The sequence below is a fragment of the Arthrobacter sp. 147(2020) genome (genome assembly GCF_013116715.1).
GTDB lineage: Bacteria > Actinomycetota > Actinomycetes > Actinomycetales > Micrococcaceae > Arthrobacter_D.
Genome location: NZ_JABFOM010000009.1, coordinates 72,412 through 89,146 on the forward strand (window position 1 = coordinate 72,412; position 16,735 = coordinate 89,146).

16 protein-coding genes are annotated in these 16,735 nt (G+C 66.6%); 2 read left to right on the plus strand and 14 right to left on the minus strand.

The window, feature by feature from the left end; translation table 11 throughout:
• Positions 1-10: 10 nt before the first annotated feature.
• The 8 genes from HMI58_RS08700 to HMI58_RS08735 form a co-directional block, all read right to left on the minus strand.
• A complete protein-coding gene (locus tag HMI58_RS08700; protein WP_225667990.1) occupies positions 11-1,267 on the minus strand; it encodes a phospholipase D-like domain-containing protein in 1,257 nt (418 codons plus the stop codon).
• 10 nt (positions 1,268-1,277) lie between these two features.
• Positions 1,278-2,018, minus strand: a complete 741-nt coding sequence (locus HMI58_RS08705; protein WP_171619059.1) for an urease accessory protein UreD — start codon at positions 2,016-2,018, stop codon at positions 1,278-1,280.
• A 30-nt stretch (positions 2,019-2,048) separates the two neighbouring features.
• Positions 2,049-2,798, minus strand: coding sequence for an urease accessory protein UreG (ureG, locus tag HMI58_RS08710; RefSeq protein WP_171619061.1), 750 nt, complete (start codon positions 2,796-2,798; stop codon positions 2,049-2,051).
• Positions 2,791-3,507: an urease accessory UreF family protein gene (locus tag HMI58_RS08715; protein ID WP_171619063.1), complete on the minus strand. Its 717-nt coding sequence runs from the start codon at positions 3,505-3,507 to the stop codon at positions 2,791-2,793. Before HMI58_RS08715 ends, ureG begins: the two co-directional genes overlap by 8 nt.
• Positions 3,508-3,523: 16 nt before the next feature.
• Positions 3,524-5,230: an urease subunit alpha gene (locus HMI58_RS08720; RefSeq protein WP_171619065.1), complete on the minus strand. Its 1,707-nt coding sequence runs from the start codon at positions 5,228-5,230 to the stop codon at positions 3,524-3,526.
• A gap of 3 nt (positions 5,231-5,233) precedes the next feature.
• Complete coding sequence (locus tag HMI58_RS14680) at positions 5,234-5,539, minus strand: urease subunit beta (RefSeq protein ID WP_171619131.1); 306 nt, start codon at positions 5,537-5,539, stop codon at positions 5,234-5,236.
• Between the two features lie 17 nt (positions 5,540-5,556).
• Positions 5,557-5,859 carry an urease subunit gamma gene (locus HMI58_RS08730; protein ID WP_171585516.1) on the minus strand — a complete coding sequence of 101 codons (303 nt, stop codon included), beginning with the start codon at positions 5,857-5,859 and terminating at the stop codon, positions 5,557-5,559.
• Between the two features lie 71 nt (positions 5,860-5,930).
• Positions 5,931-6,656, minus strand: a complete 726-nt coding sequence (locus HMI58_RS08735) for an AAA family ATPase (protein WP_171619067.1) — start codon at positions 6,654-6,656, stop codon at positions 5,931-5,933.
• A gap of 124 nt (positions 6,657-6,780) precedes the next feature.
• Between HMI58_RS08735 and HMI58_RS08740 the strand changes: the two genes are divergently transcribed.
• The gene (locus HMI58_RS08740; RefSeq protein ID WP_171619069.1) at positions 6,781-8,070 is read left to right on the plus strand and encodes a bifunctional GNAT family N-acetyltransferase/ATP-binding protein; all 1,290 of its coding nucleotides are present in this window, start codon (positions 6,781-6,783) and stop codon (positions 8,068-8,070) included.
• Positions 8,071-8,086: 16 nt separating this feature from the next.
• Here HMI58_RS08740 and HMI58_RS08745 read toward each other — a convergent pair whose 3' ends face one another.
• The 6 genes from HMI58_RS08745 to HMI58_RS08770 all read right to left on the minus strand — a co-directional run bounded on the left by HMI58_RS08745 (position 8,087) and on the right by HMI58_RS08770 (position 15,170).
• The gene (locus HMI58_RS08745; protein WP_171619071.1) at positions 8,087-8,815 is read right to left on the minus strand and encodes a spermidine synthase; all 729 of its coding nucleotides are present in this window, start codon (positions 8,813-8,815) and stop codon (positions 8,087-8,089) included.
• Positions 8,816-8,843: 28 nt separating this feature from the next.
• Positions 8,844-10,943, minus strand: a complete 2,100-nt coding sequence (locus HMI58_RS08750) for an iron ABC transporter permease (protein ID WP_171619073.1) — start codon at positions 10,941-10,943, stop codon at positions 8,844-8,846.
• An 8-nt stretch (positions 10,944-10,951) separates the two neighbouring features.
• A complete protein-coding gene (locus HMI58_RS08755) occupies positions 10,952-11,932 on the minus strand; it encodes an iron-siderophore ABC transporter substrate-binding protein (protein ID WP_171619075.1) in 981 nt (326 codons plus the stop codon).
• A gap of 27 nt (positions 11,933-11,959) precedes the next feature.
• Positions 11,960-12,796: an ABC transporter ATP-binding protein gene (locus tag HMI58_RS08760; RefSeq protein ID WP_171619077.1), complete on the minus strand. Its 837-nt coding sequence runs from the start codon at positions 12,794-12,796 to the stop codon at positions 11,960-11,962.
• A 72-nt stretch (positions 12,797-12,868) separates the two neighbouring features.
• On the minus strand, positions 12,869-14,683 hold the full coding sequence (gene glsA, locus HMI58_RS08765; protein ID WP_171619079.1) for a glutaminase A: 1,815 nt from the start codon (positions 14,681-14,683) through the stop codon (positions 12,869-12,871).
• Between the two features lie 76 nt (positions 14,684-14,759).
• Positions 14,760-15,170, minus strand: a complete 411-nt coding sequence (locus tag HMI58_RS08770; RefSeq protein ID WP_171619081.1) for a hypothetical protein — start codon at positions 15,168-15,170, stop codon at positions 14,760-14,762.
• Between the two features lie 221 nt (positions 15,171-15,391).
• On the opposite strand from HMI58_RS08770, the gene HMI58_RS08775 reads away from it, so the two are divergent.
• Positions 15,392-16,705, plus strand: a complete 1,314-nt coding sequence (locus HMI58_RS08775; protein ID WP_171619133.1) for an Nramp family divalent metal transporter — start codon at positions 15,392-15,394, stop codon at positions 16,703-16,705.
• The last annotated feature ends 30 nt before the right edge of the window (positions 16,706-16,735 follow it).

Below are 16,735 nucleotides of genomic sequence, written 5' to 3' on the forward strand. Positions count from 1 at the left end.
GGTTCGCGGATTACAGGAGCGGGCGGAGCGGGGCGAGGATGGCTTCGCTGACGCGGGCCACAATGTGCCGGCGCTCCCACTCCTGGATGGTCAGGATGCGGCTGTTCCCGCTGTCAATCGCGAAGATCTGCTCCATGCTGCTGGCGAGACCCTCGTCGAAGATTTCCAGGTTGATCTCGTAGTTGCCGGTCAGGCTCAACCGGTCAATGTTGGCGGTGCCCACGGTGGACCACTGGCCGTCAACGGTGGCGGTCTTCGCGTGGATCATCGCGTTCTGGTAGAGCAGCACCTGGATCCCGTTCTCCAACAGCGACGAGTAGAACCCGCGGGACAACCAGTCGGAGAGCACGTGGTTGGATTCCTCGGGCAGGATGACCCGCACGTCCACCCCGCGCTTGCTGGCCCTCAGCAGTGCGTTGAGGATCTGCTGGTCCGGGATGAAGTAGGCGGTGGTGATATAGATGTGGTCCTTGGCGCGGTTGATCGCGTCGAGGTAGACCCCACGGATGGGGAACACCAGGTTCGCCGGGATGTTGTTGACGGCACGCAGTCGCGGCTCCCAGAAGTCGGCGCTGGTGTCGTCAAGGGGAGGCCGGGACCGGGCAGCGGCCAGGTTCCAGACGCTGACGAATGCCTCCCGCAGTTCCCAGACCGACGGGCCAACGATCCGCAGGTGGGTGTCGCGCCACTTGGTGGCGTAGAGGCTGCCGATGTTGTAGCCGCCCACAAACCCAGTGGTCTCGTCGACGACCAACAGTTTGCGGTGGTCGAACCCGGTGCCCCGGATGTTCGTGAAGACGATCGACGGACGCAGCACCGGAAACCTGAAGACCCGCACATCGGGGTGAAATTTGTAGAACGAAGGCCTGACCACCAGATTCGCGAACCCGTCATAGATCACATAGACCTTGACCCCACGCGCGGCGGCGTCGTTGAGCGCGTCACGGAAGGTGCGCCCCACGGCGTCGCCCTTCCAGATGTAGGTCTCCATGAGGATCTGGTGCTCGGCCGACCGGATGGCCTCCAGCATCGCCTCGTACAGGTCTTCCCCGTAGGTGTAGACGGTGGTCGATGAACCGGCCACCTGGCCCTCGAAGATGCCCGGTTTGGGGAACCCCTCGCGCTTGGTCCTGATCTTTTTCTGGATCGCATCGATGATGACCAGTGTTGCGGCAACAACGGCCTGCAGGGCTGCGAGTGCCAGGGCTGCTCGTCCGACGACGGTGCGGGCGAAGCCAACAAGGCGCTTCGGGTGGTGTAGACGCATAATCAAGAGCCTATCGCCACGCGGCGAAAACCTGCTCCACCTGCTGCGTCACGTGGTGGGCACTGTCCGCCAGAATCCGGGCCACCGCACCGCCGGACGCCGTGTCGAACCGAGTCAGGCTTGAACGCTCCAGTGCCGGAGGCGTGAAGCCCAGCGCAGTGACGGCGCCCAGGACCCGGGTCCCACCAAGCACTCCCACCGCTGACCGGTGGTCGCCGGTCAGGTCCAAATCCTCATAGAGGAGGTCCCCGGCCGGTCCCGAGCAGCGCACCGAGCTGCGCAGCTCGCCGGGGCTTTCCCCGGTACGGCCGCGCACCAGCACTTCCTGCAGGACGAGGCGGGCGCCAGCCGCCAGCGACACCCGGGTGTCCCTGAGCACATTGGCGCCCTCCGCGACGACCAACGGCGCCCCCGCCCACAGCAGCGTACCGCCGTCGGCCACGGTGGCCGAGAGCCGCCACCGGGCCTGCACGCCTGCCGCGTTGTAGGCGACCAGGCCAGCCGGTTCCACCACCTCAAGCGTGACCCCGGCACCCACCGACACCTCGATCAGCACATCATCGCCACCGAGGAGCATCATCGAGATCCCGATCAGGGCGACCCGGGCATGGGTTGGGTCGGGTCCGGTCCCGGAACGACCAGCGACGCGGTGCACCGGGCGGGGCGCCAGGAACTGGCCCTGGTCCAGCACCGTGTAGCTCGCCCGGCCACCGGCCAACTCGACACCGATCCGGGTGGACCTTGCTGGCACTTCCGGCAACCCTGCGACAGCCACCACCCGTTAGTGCCGGTGCGTTCCAGCAGCCCCGGAGGGTTCGTCGTGGGTGTGGACGTAGCCGCCGTCCTCGTCGGCGTGGAAGTGCGGCGCCATCGGTCCCGGATCCTGCGGTGTGTGCGTTCCGGCCCGGTGCTGCACCACCATCGAACGGACCCACTCGGCGAGTTCGGCAACGGTGGCGGGCACCTTCCGTGACAGGGCGAGGACCGGGCCGCCCTCGCGGGCTTCGGAGGCGTCGGAAAGCATCAGATCGAGGTCGACATCCACGTGCGGTGCCAGGTCAATCTTGTTGATCACCAGCAGGTCGGCCCGCGCGATGCCGGGGCCACCCTTCCGGGCGACGTCGCCACCTCCCGCCACGTCGAGCACGAAGATCTGGGCGTCCACCAGGGCCGGCGAGAACGTGGCGGTGAGGTTATCGCCACCGCTTTCCACCATTACCAGGTCAAGGGGCGCGAAATCGGACTCGAGGTCCTCCACCGCCAGGAGATTCGTGGTGACGTCGTCGCGGATGGCCGTATGGGGGCACGCGCCGGTCTCGACAGCACGGATCCGCTCGCCGGGCAGCACGCCAGCCGATTTCAGGAACCGGGCGTCCTCGTCGGTATAGATGTCATTGGTGATGACGCCGATGGACAGTTCGCCGGACATGGCCCGGCAGATCGACGCGATCAGCGAGCTTTTCCCGGTGCCGACCGGGCCTGCAATGCCGAGCCGGAAGGAACGGGTGGAAAGGGTAGGGATTTCAGGCAACGAACAGTCTCCTTGTTCTGGTGGTGTGTTCCTGCGCCCACTGCTCCATCCACGGAGCGCTGAGCGCGGGCAGGTCGTCTTCGGTCTGGGTGGTGAGCGCTGCACGCGCGACGTCGTCCATGGCGGCGCCAGCGTCGAGAATCCAGCGGGTGCCCGTCATCGGGTCGATGGGAAGCAGTTTCAGCGCCGCGGCGACCACCGATTGGGCGTCGTCGTAACAACAGAGCAGCGCCAGTTCCAGTTCCGAAACCCCGAGGGCCGACCCAAGGACGCCGAGGGCAACCGGGCGGGTGGGCTTCGGCACCTCCCGGGCCAGCAGGTCGACGGCAGGGTTGCCCGGGACGAGGGTTACGGCCAGGCGCAGCATCCCGCGGCCGAGCCGTCGGGACGCGTCACGCTGGGCACCTGACGGTGTCCGTGCGTCCAGTGCCGCCTCAATCGGCGCGAAGGCTGGCCTTCCGGGGGTCGCGCTGACAGTGTCTGCCGACTGGTCCTGTGCCAGCAGCGCGCGCCGGTAGGCGAGAACTGCCGCCGCTGTTTCCACCCGCATCACCGTGTGGAGCCGGGACAGCAGGTAGCCGTAGACCTGGTCCGGTCCCAGCCCGCCCAGGACCGCCGGCTCCAGTCCCGCCGAATGGGCGTACGCTCCCGAGGGCAGGCGGGAGTCCGCGAGCAGGAAGCCGGCAAGAGCCGATGCGCTGGCACCCATCCCTAGAGTCCCATGCCTAGAACAGGGTGTAGCGCTGGGTCAGGGGCAACTCGACGGCGGGGGCTGGCTCGATCTCCTGGCCGTCGATGCTCACCCTGAACGTTTCAGGGTCCACCTGGATGTCCGGGAGCGCCGTGTTGTTCGGCAGTGACGCTTTGGTGACCCCTCGGGTGTCGGCGATGGCCGTGAGGCGGCGGGTGAGGCCCAGCCGGTCGGCGAGCCCGTCCTGAAGCGCGGCGGGCGTGACGAACGACGTCGACAGGTGCGGCGCCGACGTCGGGGTCCCCGCCAGCGCCTCACGCATCCAGACGGGTTGAGGGGTGGGGAGTGAAGCGTTGGGGTCGCCCATCTGGCCGGCGACAATCGCCCCGCCCTTGATCACCAGCGACGGGCGGATCCCGAAGAACGCCGGATGCCACAGCACCAGGTCAGCCAGCTTCCCGACGGCGATCGAGCCCACCTCGGCATCGATGCCGTGCGCGACGGCGGGGCAGATGGTGTACTTCGCGACGTAGCGTCGGGCCCTCTCGTTGTCGGCGGGTGACGCGGATTCGGGGGTGCCCAGGTGGTGCTTCATCACGTGGGCCACCTGCCAGGTGCGGGTGATGGTCTCACCGATGCGGCCCATCGCCTGCGCATCGGAGGAGGTGATGGACAGCGCACCCAGGTCCTGCAGTACGTCCTCGGCCATCATGGTGGTGGCGCGGATGCGCGACTCGGCGAAGGCCAGGTCCTCGGGGATGCGCGGGTTGAGATGGTGACAGACCATCAGCATGTCCAGGTGCTCCGCGACGGTGTTGACAGTGAACGGCAGTGTGGGGTTCGTTGACGCGGGAAGCACATTGGCTGCGGCGGCAACGGTGATGATGTCCGGGGCATGGCCCCCGCCGGCGCCCTCGGCGTGGAACACGTGGATGCCGCGGCCGGCGACTGCCTCAAGGGTCTGCTGGACGTAGCCCGCCTCGTTGAGCGAGTCGGCGTGGAGGGCCACCTGCATTCCCCACCGGTCGGCGGCCCGCAGTGCTGCGTCGATGGCGGCGGGGGTGGAGCCCCAGTCCTCATGGACCTTGTAGCCGGCGGCACCGGCGAGGGCCTGCTCGTCGAGGGCCGCGTCGCTGACGGTGTTGCCCTTCCCATAGAGGAGGAAGTTCAGGGGCAGTGAATCGAGGGCGCGGTGCATCGTGGCGAGGTTCCAGGCGCCGGGGGTCACAGTGGTGGCCTTGGTGCCCTCGGCCGGGCCGGTCCCACCGCCTCCAACAGTGGTGATTCCGGAGCCAACCGCTTCCCGGAGCGCGTCGGTGCCCATCAGGTGCACGTGGCTGTCGATACCGCCGGCGGTGAGGATCTTGCCCTCCCCGGAAATCACCTCGGTTCCCGGGCCGATGACCAGGGCCGGGTCAACCCCGTCCATGATGTCCGGGTTGCCCGACTTGCCGATGCCGACGATCCGCCCGTGCCGGACCCCAACGTCGGCCCGGACGATGCCCCAGTGGTCCAGGATGACGGCATTGGTGATGATCAGATCCGGCGCGCCCTCGGCGCTGGTCCTGGTGGACTGGGCCATGGACTCGCGGATGTTCTTGCCGCCGCCAAACACCGACTCGTCGCCACCGAAGGTGTAGTCCTGTTCGGGGGTGATCCACAGGTCGGTGTCGCCGAGTCTGATCTGGTCGCCGACGGTGGGCCCATACAGGTGGGAGTAGTCGTGCCTGCTGATGTCCATGGGTTAGCCTTCCGGTGCGGGTCGACGCTGGAGCCCGGGAACGCTACCCGTACCGGCGAGTTTGACCAGCAGGACCTCACGGGAGGCCCCGGGTTCAAAGCGGACGGCGGTCCCGGCCGGGATGCCCAGCCGGAACCCGGTGGCGGCGGCACGGTCAAAGCTGAGGGCAGCGTTGACGTTGGCAAAGTGGAAATGGGATCCCACCTGGATGGGGCGGTCGCCGTCGTTCACCACCACCAGGGTGCGATGCTCCCTGCCGGCGTTGATCTCAAGGGACCCGGGAAGGGTGCGGATCTCGCCGGGAATCATCCGGCTCGGCTCGCCCGTCATGGGATGGGCTCGGTGATGGTGACGAGCTTGCGGCCATCGGGGAAGGTGGCTTCGATCTGCAGGTCGGGGATCATCTCGGGCACCCCTTCCATCACCTCGGCACGGGTGAGGACGCTGCGGCCCCGGCTCATCAGGTCGGCGACCTGGGCGCCCTCCCGGGCGCGCTCCATGACCCAGCAGGAGAGCAGGGCGACGGTTTCGGGGTAGTTCAGCAGCACACCCCGGTCGAGGCGGTCACGGGCCACCATGCCAGCGACGCTGAGCAGCAGCTTGTCCTGGTCTGACGGTGTGAGGAACATGTAAGAGTTTTACACCATAGTGTTACAGCCATGTTGCGGACCCGCGGCAGGCGACCGGCACGCTACCGGGGTTAGAGGTGGCGCAGATACCGGTCTGGTTCGTTCATGAAGCTTCGCCAGTTCAGGGTCAGGTCCAGCTCGTCCCAGTGCCTCTCACGGAACCCCCAGTGCCCGATCTCCAGGATTGCTGCTCCGGGCAGCGCCGCCAGCAGCGGGGAGTGGGTGGAGAGCAGCACCTGGGACTTCTCGTCGGCGAGCAGTTCCTTCAGGATGGCGAGCAAGGCGAGGCAGCCGCCGAAGGACAGCGCCGATTCCGGCTCATCCAGCACCCACAGGCCGGGCCCGCGGAACCGGTCCACTGTCAGTTCAAGGAACGATTCCCCGTGGGACATCGAGTGGAACTCGGAGTCACTCCGCCCCGAGGTGCTGGGGTTCGCCTCCAGGTAGGTGAAGAATCCGTGCATCGTTTCGGCGCGCAGGAAGTAGCCACGCTTGGTGGCGCCCGGATTCCTGACCAGCTGGATGTGCTCCGACAGGTCAGACTCGGAGGGTCGGGTGGAATGCCGGGCGCCGGTGGACCCGCCCTCCGGGGACAATCCGAATGCCAGCGCGATAGCTTCCACCAGGGTCGACTTGCCGGAGCCGTTCTCGCCCACCAGCACTGTCGCGGCGCCGAGGTCCATCCCGCCATTCAGGAGTTGCGTTACCGGCGGCAGGGTCGCCGGCCAGGTGCCTGGATCGAGCGGATGGGCCGGGTGGGCGGTGACCCGCCGGATGGGAAACCGGTTGAGCTGCATCTCAGCATCTTGGCAGCACCCTCTGACAGTCACAATCTCCGGTACCGTCCAGCCGTATGCCATGATCAGCGCAGGGCGCGTTTCACTTGCGCCGCACTCGACACACGACGAAGGAGTCACCCGTATGACCGGCTGGAGAATCAAGGACTTTCACTCCGCGGACATGGACGCAATTCTGCATCTGTGGGAGGAGTCCCGCAGTGCTGGTGTCGAACCGGTGTACGCCCTCTCCGAGGTCCTCGCCTCCTGCCAGAAGGATCACGCCGTCGTCGCCGTCCATGGTGAGACGGTGGTCGGCACGGCGGTAGCCCGCGCTGCGCACGACCAGGGATGGATCGTGTTCTTCGCCATTGACGAGGCCTGGAGGAACCAGGGGATCGGCAGCGCGCTGCTTGCAGCCATCGAGGGCAGGATGGCCCCGCATGGCCTGACGAAACTCTCCACCCTGGTGCCCGATGCCGAACAGCGCGTGGACGCGCTGCTTAACTCAGGATTCCATGACCGGAAACACCTGCGGTACTTTGAACGGGACATCCCCGTGCAACGCCAGGAGATGGGCATGCTCAGTGAACTCGGTGGACGGTTGATGCCGAGGAACCTGTGGAGCAACGTGGGCGGCATGCAGCGCGAGAAAGAACTGCTCGAACGCAGGCTGGTCCTACCCCTCGCCAACCCCGACCTCGCCGACCAGTACGGGGTGGTGCCGCCGCGCGCAGTGATGCTGTTCGGTCCGCCGGGAACCGGTAAAACCACGTTCGCCAAGGCCATCGCCTCACGGTTGGAGTGGCCCTTTGTCGAGGTGTTCCCGTCAAGGCTGGCCACTGACTCCAAGGGGCTGGCGGGCGCGTTGCGGGAGACCTTCCTCGAAATTGCCGAACTGGAACACGCAGTGGTGTTCATTGACGAGGTCGAGGAAATTGCCGCGCAACGGCAAGGAGAGCCGCCGTCACCTTTGCAGGGCGTGACCAACGAACTGCTCAAGATCATTCCTGCCTTCCGGGAGCAGCCGGGCCGCCTCCTGGTGTGCGCCACGAACTTCATCCGGGCCCTTGACACCGCTTTTCTCCGCCACGGACGCTTCGACTACGTCATCCCCATCGGGTTGCCCGACAGTGCCGCCCGGCACGCCATCTGGCAGCGGTATATCCCGTCCGAGGTGGCAGCCGACATTGACCTTGCCCGGCTCGTGGACACCTCCGACGGTTTTTCCCCTGCCGACATAGAATTCGCGGCACGCAAAGCCTCCCAACGGGCCTTGGAGCAGGCGGTCTTCGGAGGGGCTGACAGCGGCACGCCGGCGCAGGGTCCATCAAGCGATGATTACCTGAAGGCGATCGCCGAGACCCGGACCACCGTCTCGGCGTCCGTCGCGCAGGAATTCCGCGAGGACATTGAACGGATCGCGAGGCTCTAGCGTCACGAAGCGTGAGTCAGCTCGGTGAGTCCAGCGCCTTGCGGCCCAGATACACCGTGTTGGTCGAGTCCCTGCCCTGCAGCGGGTTGTCGAAACTGACGACGACGGCACGCACCTCGGTGAACACCTTGCCGAGGACCGCGAGGTAGTCGTCGTCGGGCGGGTCGTTGGACCAGAGGGCGAAGACCCCGCCGGGGTGCAGGTGGCCCGCCAGCCGCTGTGTCCCGGCCGGGTCGTAGAACGGTGCGTGGCTGGGGTGGAGGACATGCCGGGGGGAGTGGTCGACGTCGAGGATCACCGCGTGGAACTGCCGGCCGGGCGTCTCGGGATCGAATCCCTCGGCGGAGGCCGCCAGCGCGAAGAAGTCGCCGTGGACATAGCGGTTGCGGGGATCAGCGGTCAGGGTTCTGCCCGCCGGGATCAGCCCGGTCTGGTGCCATTCGATGACCTCGCCGAGTGCCTCAACGATCAGCAACGACCTGGCCTTCGGGCTGTCGAGGACCGCCTGCGCCGTGTAGCCGAGCCCCAACCCGCCGACGACGACATCGAGCCCGTCGCCCGGGAGCTCGGCGAGTGCCAGTGTCGTCAGCTCAATCTCGGCGACGGTGAAGAGGCTGGACATCAGGAAGTCGTCGTCGAGTTTGACCTCGTAGACCTCCTTGTCGAAGGTCCGGTCCCAGCGCCGCCTGAGGCTGATCTCGCCGAGTCGGGTCTTTTTCCAGTCGAGTTCTTCGAACATCACCATCCGCCCAGTCTGTCAGGTGATCAGGTGATCAGGTGTTCCGGCGGCTGCGGTAGAGCAGATAGATGAAGTACGGCGCGCCGAGGATCGCGGTCAGCAGTCCGGCGGGGAGCTGGGACGGCGCGATCACCGTCCGCCCGAGCATGTCCGCGAGGCAGACGAGCAGGGCGCCGAGCAGCATAGCGGTCGGTAGTGCGAGCTTGTGCCGGTGGCCGATCAGCGCGCGTGCCGCGTGGGGTGCCACCAGACCGACGAAGCCGATCACACCGATGCCTGCCACCGCGGAGCCGGTCAGCACAACGACGCAGACAATGAGGATGGCCCTGGCCTTCGGGACCCGGATGCCGAGCAGGCGGGGGGTGTCTTCGTCGAGCGCCAGCAGGTCGTGGGTGCGGTGGGCACTGGCGATGATCGGAGCCGTGAGGATCAGCGCGACGATCATTGGCACGAGGTGTTGCAGGGACCTGCCGTAGGTGGAACCGGACAGCCAGGTCAGCGCCTTCGCTTCGTTCCAGGGGTCGGTGAGGACAATCAGGAGGGTGATCCCTGCGGTGGCTGCCGCTGAAACGCCGAAGCCGATCAGGATCAGCCGGTCCGTCTGGAGACCCCCACGGAGGGCGAGACCGAAGACGATCGCGGCGGTCACGGCGGCGCCGAGGCCAGCGCCGGCGCTGATGAACCAGAACCCGGCGATCGGAACGAAGGTGATGACGGCGATCGCGCCGAGCCCGGCCCCGCCGCTGACACCGAGAATCGCTGGTTCGGCGAGCGGGTTCCGGGTCACGGCCTGCACGGTGGTGCCAGCCAGTGCCAGGGATGCCCCCGCGAGCAGTGCGGCGCCGACCCGCGGCAGGCGGGTATCCATCACGTTGGACACCACCGGTCCGGCCTGACCGGCAGCCCAGTTGGCGAGGTCACCCAGAAGGAGTTTGGTGTCGCCGAGCAGGACGCTGGCAAAGGCGGTGGCGACGGTGAGGGCGGCAATCCCCGCGATGATGAGGATGACCCGGCCGCGCGAGCGGGATGCGGCCATGCTGATGCGGCGGGGCTCGCGCACTGGGCCGGCTGTCCGCAGGCGTTGCGCCAGCAGCACCAGGAAGATCGCACCAAACATGGTGGTGATGATCCCGGTGGGTACCTCGACGGCGCTTTGCGCTCCGACCGCTGCGCGCAGGCCCACATCGGCGCCGAGCACCAGGACGACGCCGGTGAGCGCCGACACCGGAATCATTGCGGCGTGTTTGTGCAGACCGGGGACGGCCGACGCCGCCAACCGGACCAGCGCCGGGGCGGCCAGGCCGATGAACCCGATGGGTCCTGCCATGGTGACCGCTGCCGCCGCCAGCAGGACCGTCAGGACGATGGCAATCACCTGGGTGCGCCGGACGTTGACGCCGAGCATCCGAGCCTGGTCGTCGCCGAGCGTGAGCAGGTCCAGCGACCGCGATGTGAGCAGGAGCACCAGGATGACCGCCCCGGTCAGCGGACCGAGGAGGAGGAACTTGTCGATTCCGCTCTGTCCGAGGGACCCGGCCTGCCAGGCGTAGAGCCCACGGGTTTCCTGGGCAAACAGCAGCAGCAGGGTGGTGGTGAGTGCACTGAACGCCAGGGCGATCGCCGACCCGGCAAGGACGAGGCGGACCGTCCCGGCGGCACCGGCCCCGGACAGTGCCAGGACCAGGGCTGCTGCGGCCAGCCCGCCGGTGAACGCAACGCCGACCGCGCCGAAAAGGGGCAGCGGCAGCCCGAAGGCTGCCACTGCCACCACCGCGAGATGTGCTCCGGCGTTCACCGCGAGGGTATCGGGGGACGCGAGGATGTTGCGGGACACCGACTGCATCACTGCGCCGGCAACACCCAGGGCCACGCCGACCAGAATCCCGGCCGCGAGGCGCGGCACCCGTGAGGCGGTCACCACTGCCGTGGCCTCGTCGGTGGCGCTACCGGTGACCAGCTGCCACAGGTCGGACAGGGTGACCGCGGCCGTGCCCTGACCGAGATGAATCACCGACAGGACGACCACAGCACCCACCAACCCCGCCGCCACAGCGAACAGGGGAACGCGTGAGGCGGTGCTGGCCGGTCCGCGTGGGGTGGCGGGGGCGGGGCGGGTGAGAGTCGTCTGCGGCATGGGAGTGGTTAGTTCAGCGCGTCGACGGCTGCGTCGATGATCTGTTCCATTGAGGTAGGACCGCCAAAGGTCCAGATGGAGTCAGGGAACCGCACTACCTTGTCCTCGGTCACGAAGGGGAGGTCCATCCAGATGGCGTTGTCGGCCAACTCGTCCGTGTACGGATCACCGAAGGCGTCATTGGCCATGTACCAGAAGTGTGCGTCGCCAAGCTCAGTCAGCCCCTCGACGTCGGTCTGTGCCAGACCATAGGCGGGATCGCCCTCCATTGACCAGGCGTTCTCCAGTCCGATCTCGGCGAAGACGTCGGAAACCAGCGAACCCTCGGCGTAGGGACGGATCGAGACGCTTCCCGCGTCGACGTACGAGTCGGAGAAGGCAACAGCGTCGCCGGTGGCTCCGGCTGCTTCGACCGCGGCACGGCCTTCCTCCACCTTGGCCTCGAAGTTGGCTTTCAGCTCCTCGGCTGCGTCCTCGGTGCCGGTGGCCTTGGCGATCAGGTCGATCGTCTCGAACATCTGGCCGATGTTGTCAGCGGCGTCTCCGCCGGGGACCACGATGACGGGGATGGTTTCTTCGATCTGTTCGATGGCTCCGTCGACCAGCGAGTCGGTGACGAGCAGGAGATCCGGTTCCAGTGCGACGAGGGTGTCGATGCTGGGCTCTCCGCGGGTACCGATGTCCGTGACCGTGTCGTCCAGCGGGGCCGAGCTCACCCAGGTTTCGTAGCCTTCGATGTCGGCGGCGCCCACCGGCATCACGCCGAGTGACACCATGTTTTCGATGACTCCCCATTCCGAACCTGCCACCCGGGTCGCGGGGCCGTCGAGGACCACTTCCTTGCCACGGGAGTCGACGATCGTGATGGACTCGCCGGATCCGGTGTCGGCTGAAGCGTCGCTGGAAGCGGCATCCTCGGTGGTGCCGCAGCCGCTGATGGCCAGCATGGCCCCCGCCGTCAGGACAGCAAGGAGTCGTGTTTTGCGCATGGTGTTTCTTTCTCTAGGTAATTCGAACTAGGGGGTGAGGGAGAGGTAGGTGTGACGTCCGACGGCCCGGGTGGTCAGGGACCCGGTGGCTGCATCGATGGTCACGTCGACCCGGACGCCGAAGGCCCGGGTCAGGTTTTCGGCGGTCAACACGTGAGCTGCCGAGCCTGCAGTGGTGATGGTCCCCGCCTCGAGCAGCACCAGGTGGTCGGCGATCGCCGCCGCCTGATCCAGGTCGTGGAGGACGACGCCGACGGTCACGCCATGTTCGACGGCGAGGTCACGGATGACGTCGAGGATTTCGACCTGATAGCGCAAGTCGAGGTAGGTGGTGGGCTCGTCAAGGAGCAGTACCTGGGTGTCCTGGGCCAGGCAGGAGGCGAGCCACACGCGCTGCAACTGGCCACCGGAGAGCGCAGCCACGGGGGAGTCGGTGAGCTCGTGGGTGTTGGTGAGACGCATCGCGCGTTCCACCACCGCCGCGCCGTCGGGGTCTTTAGCGGTCCAGCGGCTTCGGTGGGGGTGGCGGCCGTAATCGACCACCTCTTTCACAGTGGTCCCGCCGGGGGTGGGGCGGCCCTGGGTGAGGAGGGTAACGCGCTTGGCGAAGTCCCGTGAGGATAACGCGAAGGCATCAACGCGCTCGTCGTCGCCCAGGGTCACCGATCCGCTGTCCGGCTTATGCAGCCGGGCGACGGTGCGCAGCAGCGTGGACTTCCCGCTCCCGTTCGGCCCGATGAAAGCGGTCACCTTGCCCGGCTCCAGCGTGAACCCTGCCTGGTGCACGGCGGGCCGCGCATCGTAGGAGATGGTCAGATCCGTAGCCGTGAGGCCAACGTCGGAACCAGTGAGAACGGAGGTCATTGCTCAAAGGTAAGGCACGCCTAACCTAAAGTGCAATAAATACGTCACGAACGCGTTGTGTAATTACCGGGCCTAGTCGCGGACCCGGACCGCGGTTTCGCGGAGGTAGAGGTCCACGCGGGTGTAGGCGTCGCGGGTCAGGGCCTTCCAGAGTTCGACCGCGAGCCGGGGATCCTCGGATTCGAGGGTGGAAATGGCGTCGGCGGTCAGCACCATGACCTTGACTCCGCCCTCGGCCTTCACCGTGGTTTCCTGGCGGTCGTCGCTACCGAGCGCGAGTTCGCCGAAGGTCATTCCAGCGCTGAGGGTGGTGAGGCGCACCCGTCCTCCGGTGGGACCGGGGACCGACGTCGTAATCTTCCCGGACAGGATGAAGAACACACCGCCGAACCGTTGGCCGACGCGGCGGATCACGTGGCCGTCGTCGTACTCGCGCTCCTCCATCCGGTCGGCAAGCGCCGACGCGTCGTCAGCGGTCAGCGGGCTCAGCGCGGGGCAGTCGGTGACCCGGACCACCGTGGGAAGGTCCAGGTCATCGCCGTAGGCGGCGATCAGCCGGTCTTCACACCATTCGACGGCGGCGGTGCGGGTGTCGAACGTGGGGACCTCGCGGTCCACGTCCTGGAAGGTCTCGGCGAGGGTGCCGTCGCTGTCGATCAGGACCAGTTCGCGGCCCTCGCTGACCAGGTTCTCCCGGGTTTCAGCGAGCAGGCGCAGGGAGACATCGGCTACTTCGTCCACGCGGCGAAGGTCCAGGATGATCAGCTCGACGGTCCGGTCGAGGGAGCTCAGCTCGCGGATCATCGACTCGGTGCCGGCGAACAGCAGGTCGCCGTTGAGTTCGATCACGCGGGCGCGGTGGCCGTTGTCCCTGAGGATGTCCATCGCCTCGTCGTTGCGGCGGATGCCCGACGGCGACGCTGAGATGTCGTAGGTGGACCGGATGGCCGACTTGCCGGTCCGGGCGGCCCGGACAAAGTGGAGTTCCATGTCCCGGGAGAGGCGCTGGCTGGTCGCCATGCCGCGCACGCTGCTGCCGTGCTCATCCAGGGGAGGGGAGTACACGGCGAGTCCCACCTGGCCAGGCAGGACAGCGATGGTGCCGCCTGCGACGCCGCTCTTTGCGGGCATGCCAACGGTGCTGATCCAGGCGCCGGCGTCGTCGTACATGCCGCAGGTGGTCATAACGGACAGGACCCGTTCGATCGGCCCGATCTCCAGCACCTGGCGCCCGGTGAGCGGGTTGCGGCCGCTGTTGGCGAGGGTAGCTGCCATCACCGAAAGGTCGAGGCAGTTCACCAGCACCGAGCACTGCCGGAAGTAGTCCTCGATCACCGGCTGCGGATCGTCCTCGATGATATTGAATGAGCGCAGCAGGTGGGCGAGCGCCCGGTTGCGGTGCCCGTGCTTGAGCTCGGACTCGTAGATCTCGGTGTTGACGCTCAGTTGCCGGCCGGCGAAGGCCGAGTAGGTGTTGAGGATCCGCTTGAACCGGCCGTTACCGCCAGATCCCTTGATCAGGGAGGTGGCGGTCAGGGCGCCGGCGTTGATCATCGCGTTGGAAGGGCGGCCGGTGCCTTCGGCGAGCGAGATCTCGTTGAACGAGTCGCCGGACGGTTCGACGTCAACTTTTTCGTCCACGGCGTCCATCCCCAGGTCGGCGAGGGCCAGGCCGTAGGTGAAGGGCTTCGAGATGGACTGGATGCTGAACTCGTCCCGGGTGTCTCCCACCTCGTAGATGTAGCCGTCCACAGTGGTGAGGCAGATGCCGAAGTTGTTCGGATCGACGTTCGCCATGGCGGGGATGGTGCTGTAGGGCTTGCCATCCTTGAGCTCGGCGATCTCCTGGTGGATACGTTTGAGGTAGCTTTCGATCGGGGAGTCCATGAGAGCAACACTAGGCGATCCGGGCGGTGCCTCCGCGCGGGAAGTGCGCCCGGGCCTGCGGACCCTCCCGGCTTGGCTACTTCTTCTTGCGACCGAGGATCAGGGCCAGCGCAATGCCGACCATCCAGATGTCCTTCGCCACGGGGGTGCCCTCCTGGCTGGGACGGATGCCATCGGATTCGGTCATCTCCGGTGTGCGGAAATACATCAGCATGGTGCCACCGGCAAATGCGCCCAGGGCGAGACCCGCCAGCCGCGCGGGGACGAATGGTGCCAGCAGAGCCGCTCCGATGCCGATCTCCGAGTAGGAAAGATATTTGCCGAACTTCCCCGGCTCCAGCTGGGACACCTGGGGAATCGCCTTCGCGGCCATCCCCTGCAGGTACGCGGCGGAACCCGGGTCAAGGTGTAGTTTGCCGATCCCGGAGTTCAGAATATAAGCACCGGTGACCAACCGAAGCGGCACCTGACTTGTTGTGAAACCCATGATGTTCCTTTCGCGCCGGACTATTCCGTCTCGAGCCTACGTCCGACGGGTCGCCCGCGCTAGGGCCGCTCACGCACAGTGGACAGGTGACCACCTGGCCAGCGACCATGTGGGTCACCTCACAGGTGGAATCCCGATCCATGAGAGGATACCCACGGCCCATTCCACGACGGCCCGGTCTCCCCGCCCCCAAACCTGAAGGATCTTTGATGCCCGGCGAGATGCCCCCAGAGAAGGTGGGCCACGCGCCCGCCGAGAAACTGAACCACGCCGACCGTGTGGACGACGACGGCGGTAAACCCGCCAAATGGAAGATCGTCGGACCGGGTCTGGTGGTCGCAGCCACCGGTGTTGGCGCCGCTGACATGGTGGCCACCCTGGTGGCCGGTTCCCGGTACGGGTACGGCCTCCTGTGGGCGGTCATCCTCGGTGTCTTCCTGAAGATCATCCTCGTTGAGGGTGCCGGGCGGTTTACCCTGGCCACCGGCTACACGATCTTCGAGGGCTGGCGGTCCCTGGGCAAGTGGACCACCTGGTATTTCGGGCCGTACATCATGATCTGGGGCTTCGTCTACGGCGCGACGGCGATGTCGAGCGCCGCGCTGCCCCTCGCCGCCCTGTTCCCGATCTTCCCGCTCTGGGCTTGGGCCATCGTGATGGGCCTGGCCGGCTTCGTGATGGTCTGGTTCGGTCGCTACGCCACCTTCGAGAAGATCACCGCCGCCCTGGTCGGCATCATGTTCATTACCGTGGTGGGCTTGGCCGTCATCGCGGCACCGAACCTCCCGGAAATGGTCACCGGACTGGTGCCGATCATCCCCGAGGGTGGTCTGCTGTATACGCTGGCGCTCGCCGGCGGTGTTGGCGGCACCATTACCCTCGCCGCCTACGGCTATTGGCTGCGCGAAAAGGGCTGGTACACGCCCAAGTGGATGAAGGTCATGCGCATCGACAACTCGATGGCGTACGTGATGACCGGCATCTTCGTCATCGCGATGCTCATCGTCGGCGCCGAGGTGGTCCGCTCCGCCGGGGTCAGCCTGAGTGCCGGCGACGAAGGGCTGCTCGACCTGTCCACCGTGCTCCGCGACGAGTACGGCGACGTCGTCGGGATCGGGTTCCTCGTCGGCTTCTGGGCCGCTTCCTTCTCCTCGATCATCGGCGTCTGGAACGGTGTCTCCCTGATGTTTGCCGATTTCTGGGGCAACATCCGCGGCAAGGAATCGGGCCACCCGGACACCCGGGTGGGCGGCAAGTACTTCAGGTTCTACGTCCTGTGGCTGACCTTCCCGCCGATGATCCTGTTCGCCCTGGGCCAGCCGATCGGACTGATCCTCGCGTACGGTGTCCTCGGATCACTGTTCATGCCATTCCTCGCTGTCACTCTTTTGGGCCTGCTGAACGGTAAGCGGATCCCCAGGAAGTACGCGAACAAACTCCACACGAATATCGCCCTGGCGGTTGTCGCGCTGCTGTTCATTGTGCTCGGCATCAATCAGCTGGTCGGGGCGGTCGCACCACTCTTCGGCGGTTAACCCGCCCGCACAGAACGAAAAACGGCCCCG

What these genes read in the sequence shown, in the direction of transcription:
- HMI58_RS08700 (WP_225667990.1), bottom strand. Translation starts at nt 1,267, where the DNA reads ATGCGTCTACACCACCCGAAGCGCCTTGTTGGCTTCGCCCGCACCGTC.
- HMI58_RS08715 (WP_171619063.1), bottom strand. Translation starts at nt 3,507, where the DNA reads ATGGGTGCCAGCGCATCGGCTCTTGCCGGCTTCCTGCTCGCGGACTCC.
- HMI58_RS08720 (WP_171619065.1), bottom strand. Translation starts at nt 5,230, where the DNA reads ATGGACATCAGCAGGCACGACTACTCCCACCTGTATGGGCCCACCGTC.
- HMI58_RS14680 (WP_171619131.1), bottom strand. Translation starts at nt 5,539, where the DNA reads ATGATTCCCGGCGAGATCCGCACCCTTCCCGGGTCCCTTGAGATCAAC.
- HMI58_RS08730 (WP_171585516.1), bottom strand. Translation starts at nt 5,859, where the DNA reads ATGTTCCTCACACCGTCAGACCAGGACAAGCTGCTGCTCAGCGTCGCT.
- HMI58_RS08735 (WP_171619067.1), bottom strand. Translation starts at nt 6,656, where the DNA reads ATGCAGCTCAACCGGTTTCCCATCCGGCGGGTCACCGCCCACCCGGCC.
- HMI58_RS08740 (WP_171619069.1), top strand. Translation starts at nt 6,781, where the DNA reads ATGACCGGCTGGAGAATCAAGGACTTTCACTCCGCGGACATGGACGCA.
- HMI58_RS08745 (WP_171619071.1), bottom strand. Translation starts at nt 8,815, where the DNA reads ATGGTGATGTTCGAAGAACTCGACTGGAAAAAGACCCGACTCGGCGAG.
- HMI58_RS08750 (WP_171619073.1), bottom strand. Translation starts at nt 10,943, where the DNA reads ATGCCGCAGACGACTCTCACCCGCCCCGCCCCCGCCACCCCACGCGGA.
- HMI58_RS08755 (WP_171619075.1), bottom strand. Translation starts at nt 11,932, where the DNA reads ATGCGCAAAACACGACTCCTTGCTGTCCTGACGGCGGGGGCCATGCTG.
- HMI58_RS08760 (WP_171619077.1), bottom strand. Translation starts at nt 12,796, where the DNA reads ATGACCTCCGTTCTCACTGGTTCCGACGTTGGCCTCACGGCTACGGAT.
- glsA (WP_171619079.1), bottom strand. Translation starts at nt 14,683, where the DNA reads ATGGACTCCCCGATCGAAAGCTACCTCAAACGTATCCACCAGGAGATC.
- HMI58_RS08770 (WP_171619081.1), bottom strand. Translation starts at nt 15,170, where the DNA reads ATGGGTTTCACAACAAGTCAGGTGCCGCTTCGGTTGGTCACCGGTGCT.
- HMI58_RS08775 (WP_171619133.1), top strand. Translation starts at nt 15,392, where the DNA reads ATGCCCCCAGAGAAGGTGGGCCACGCGCCCGCCGAGAAACTGAACCAC.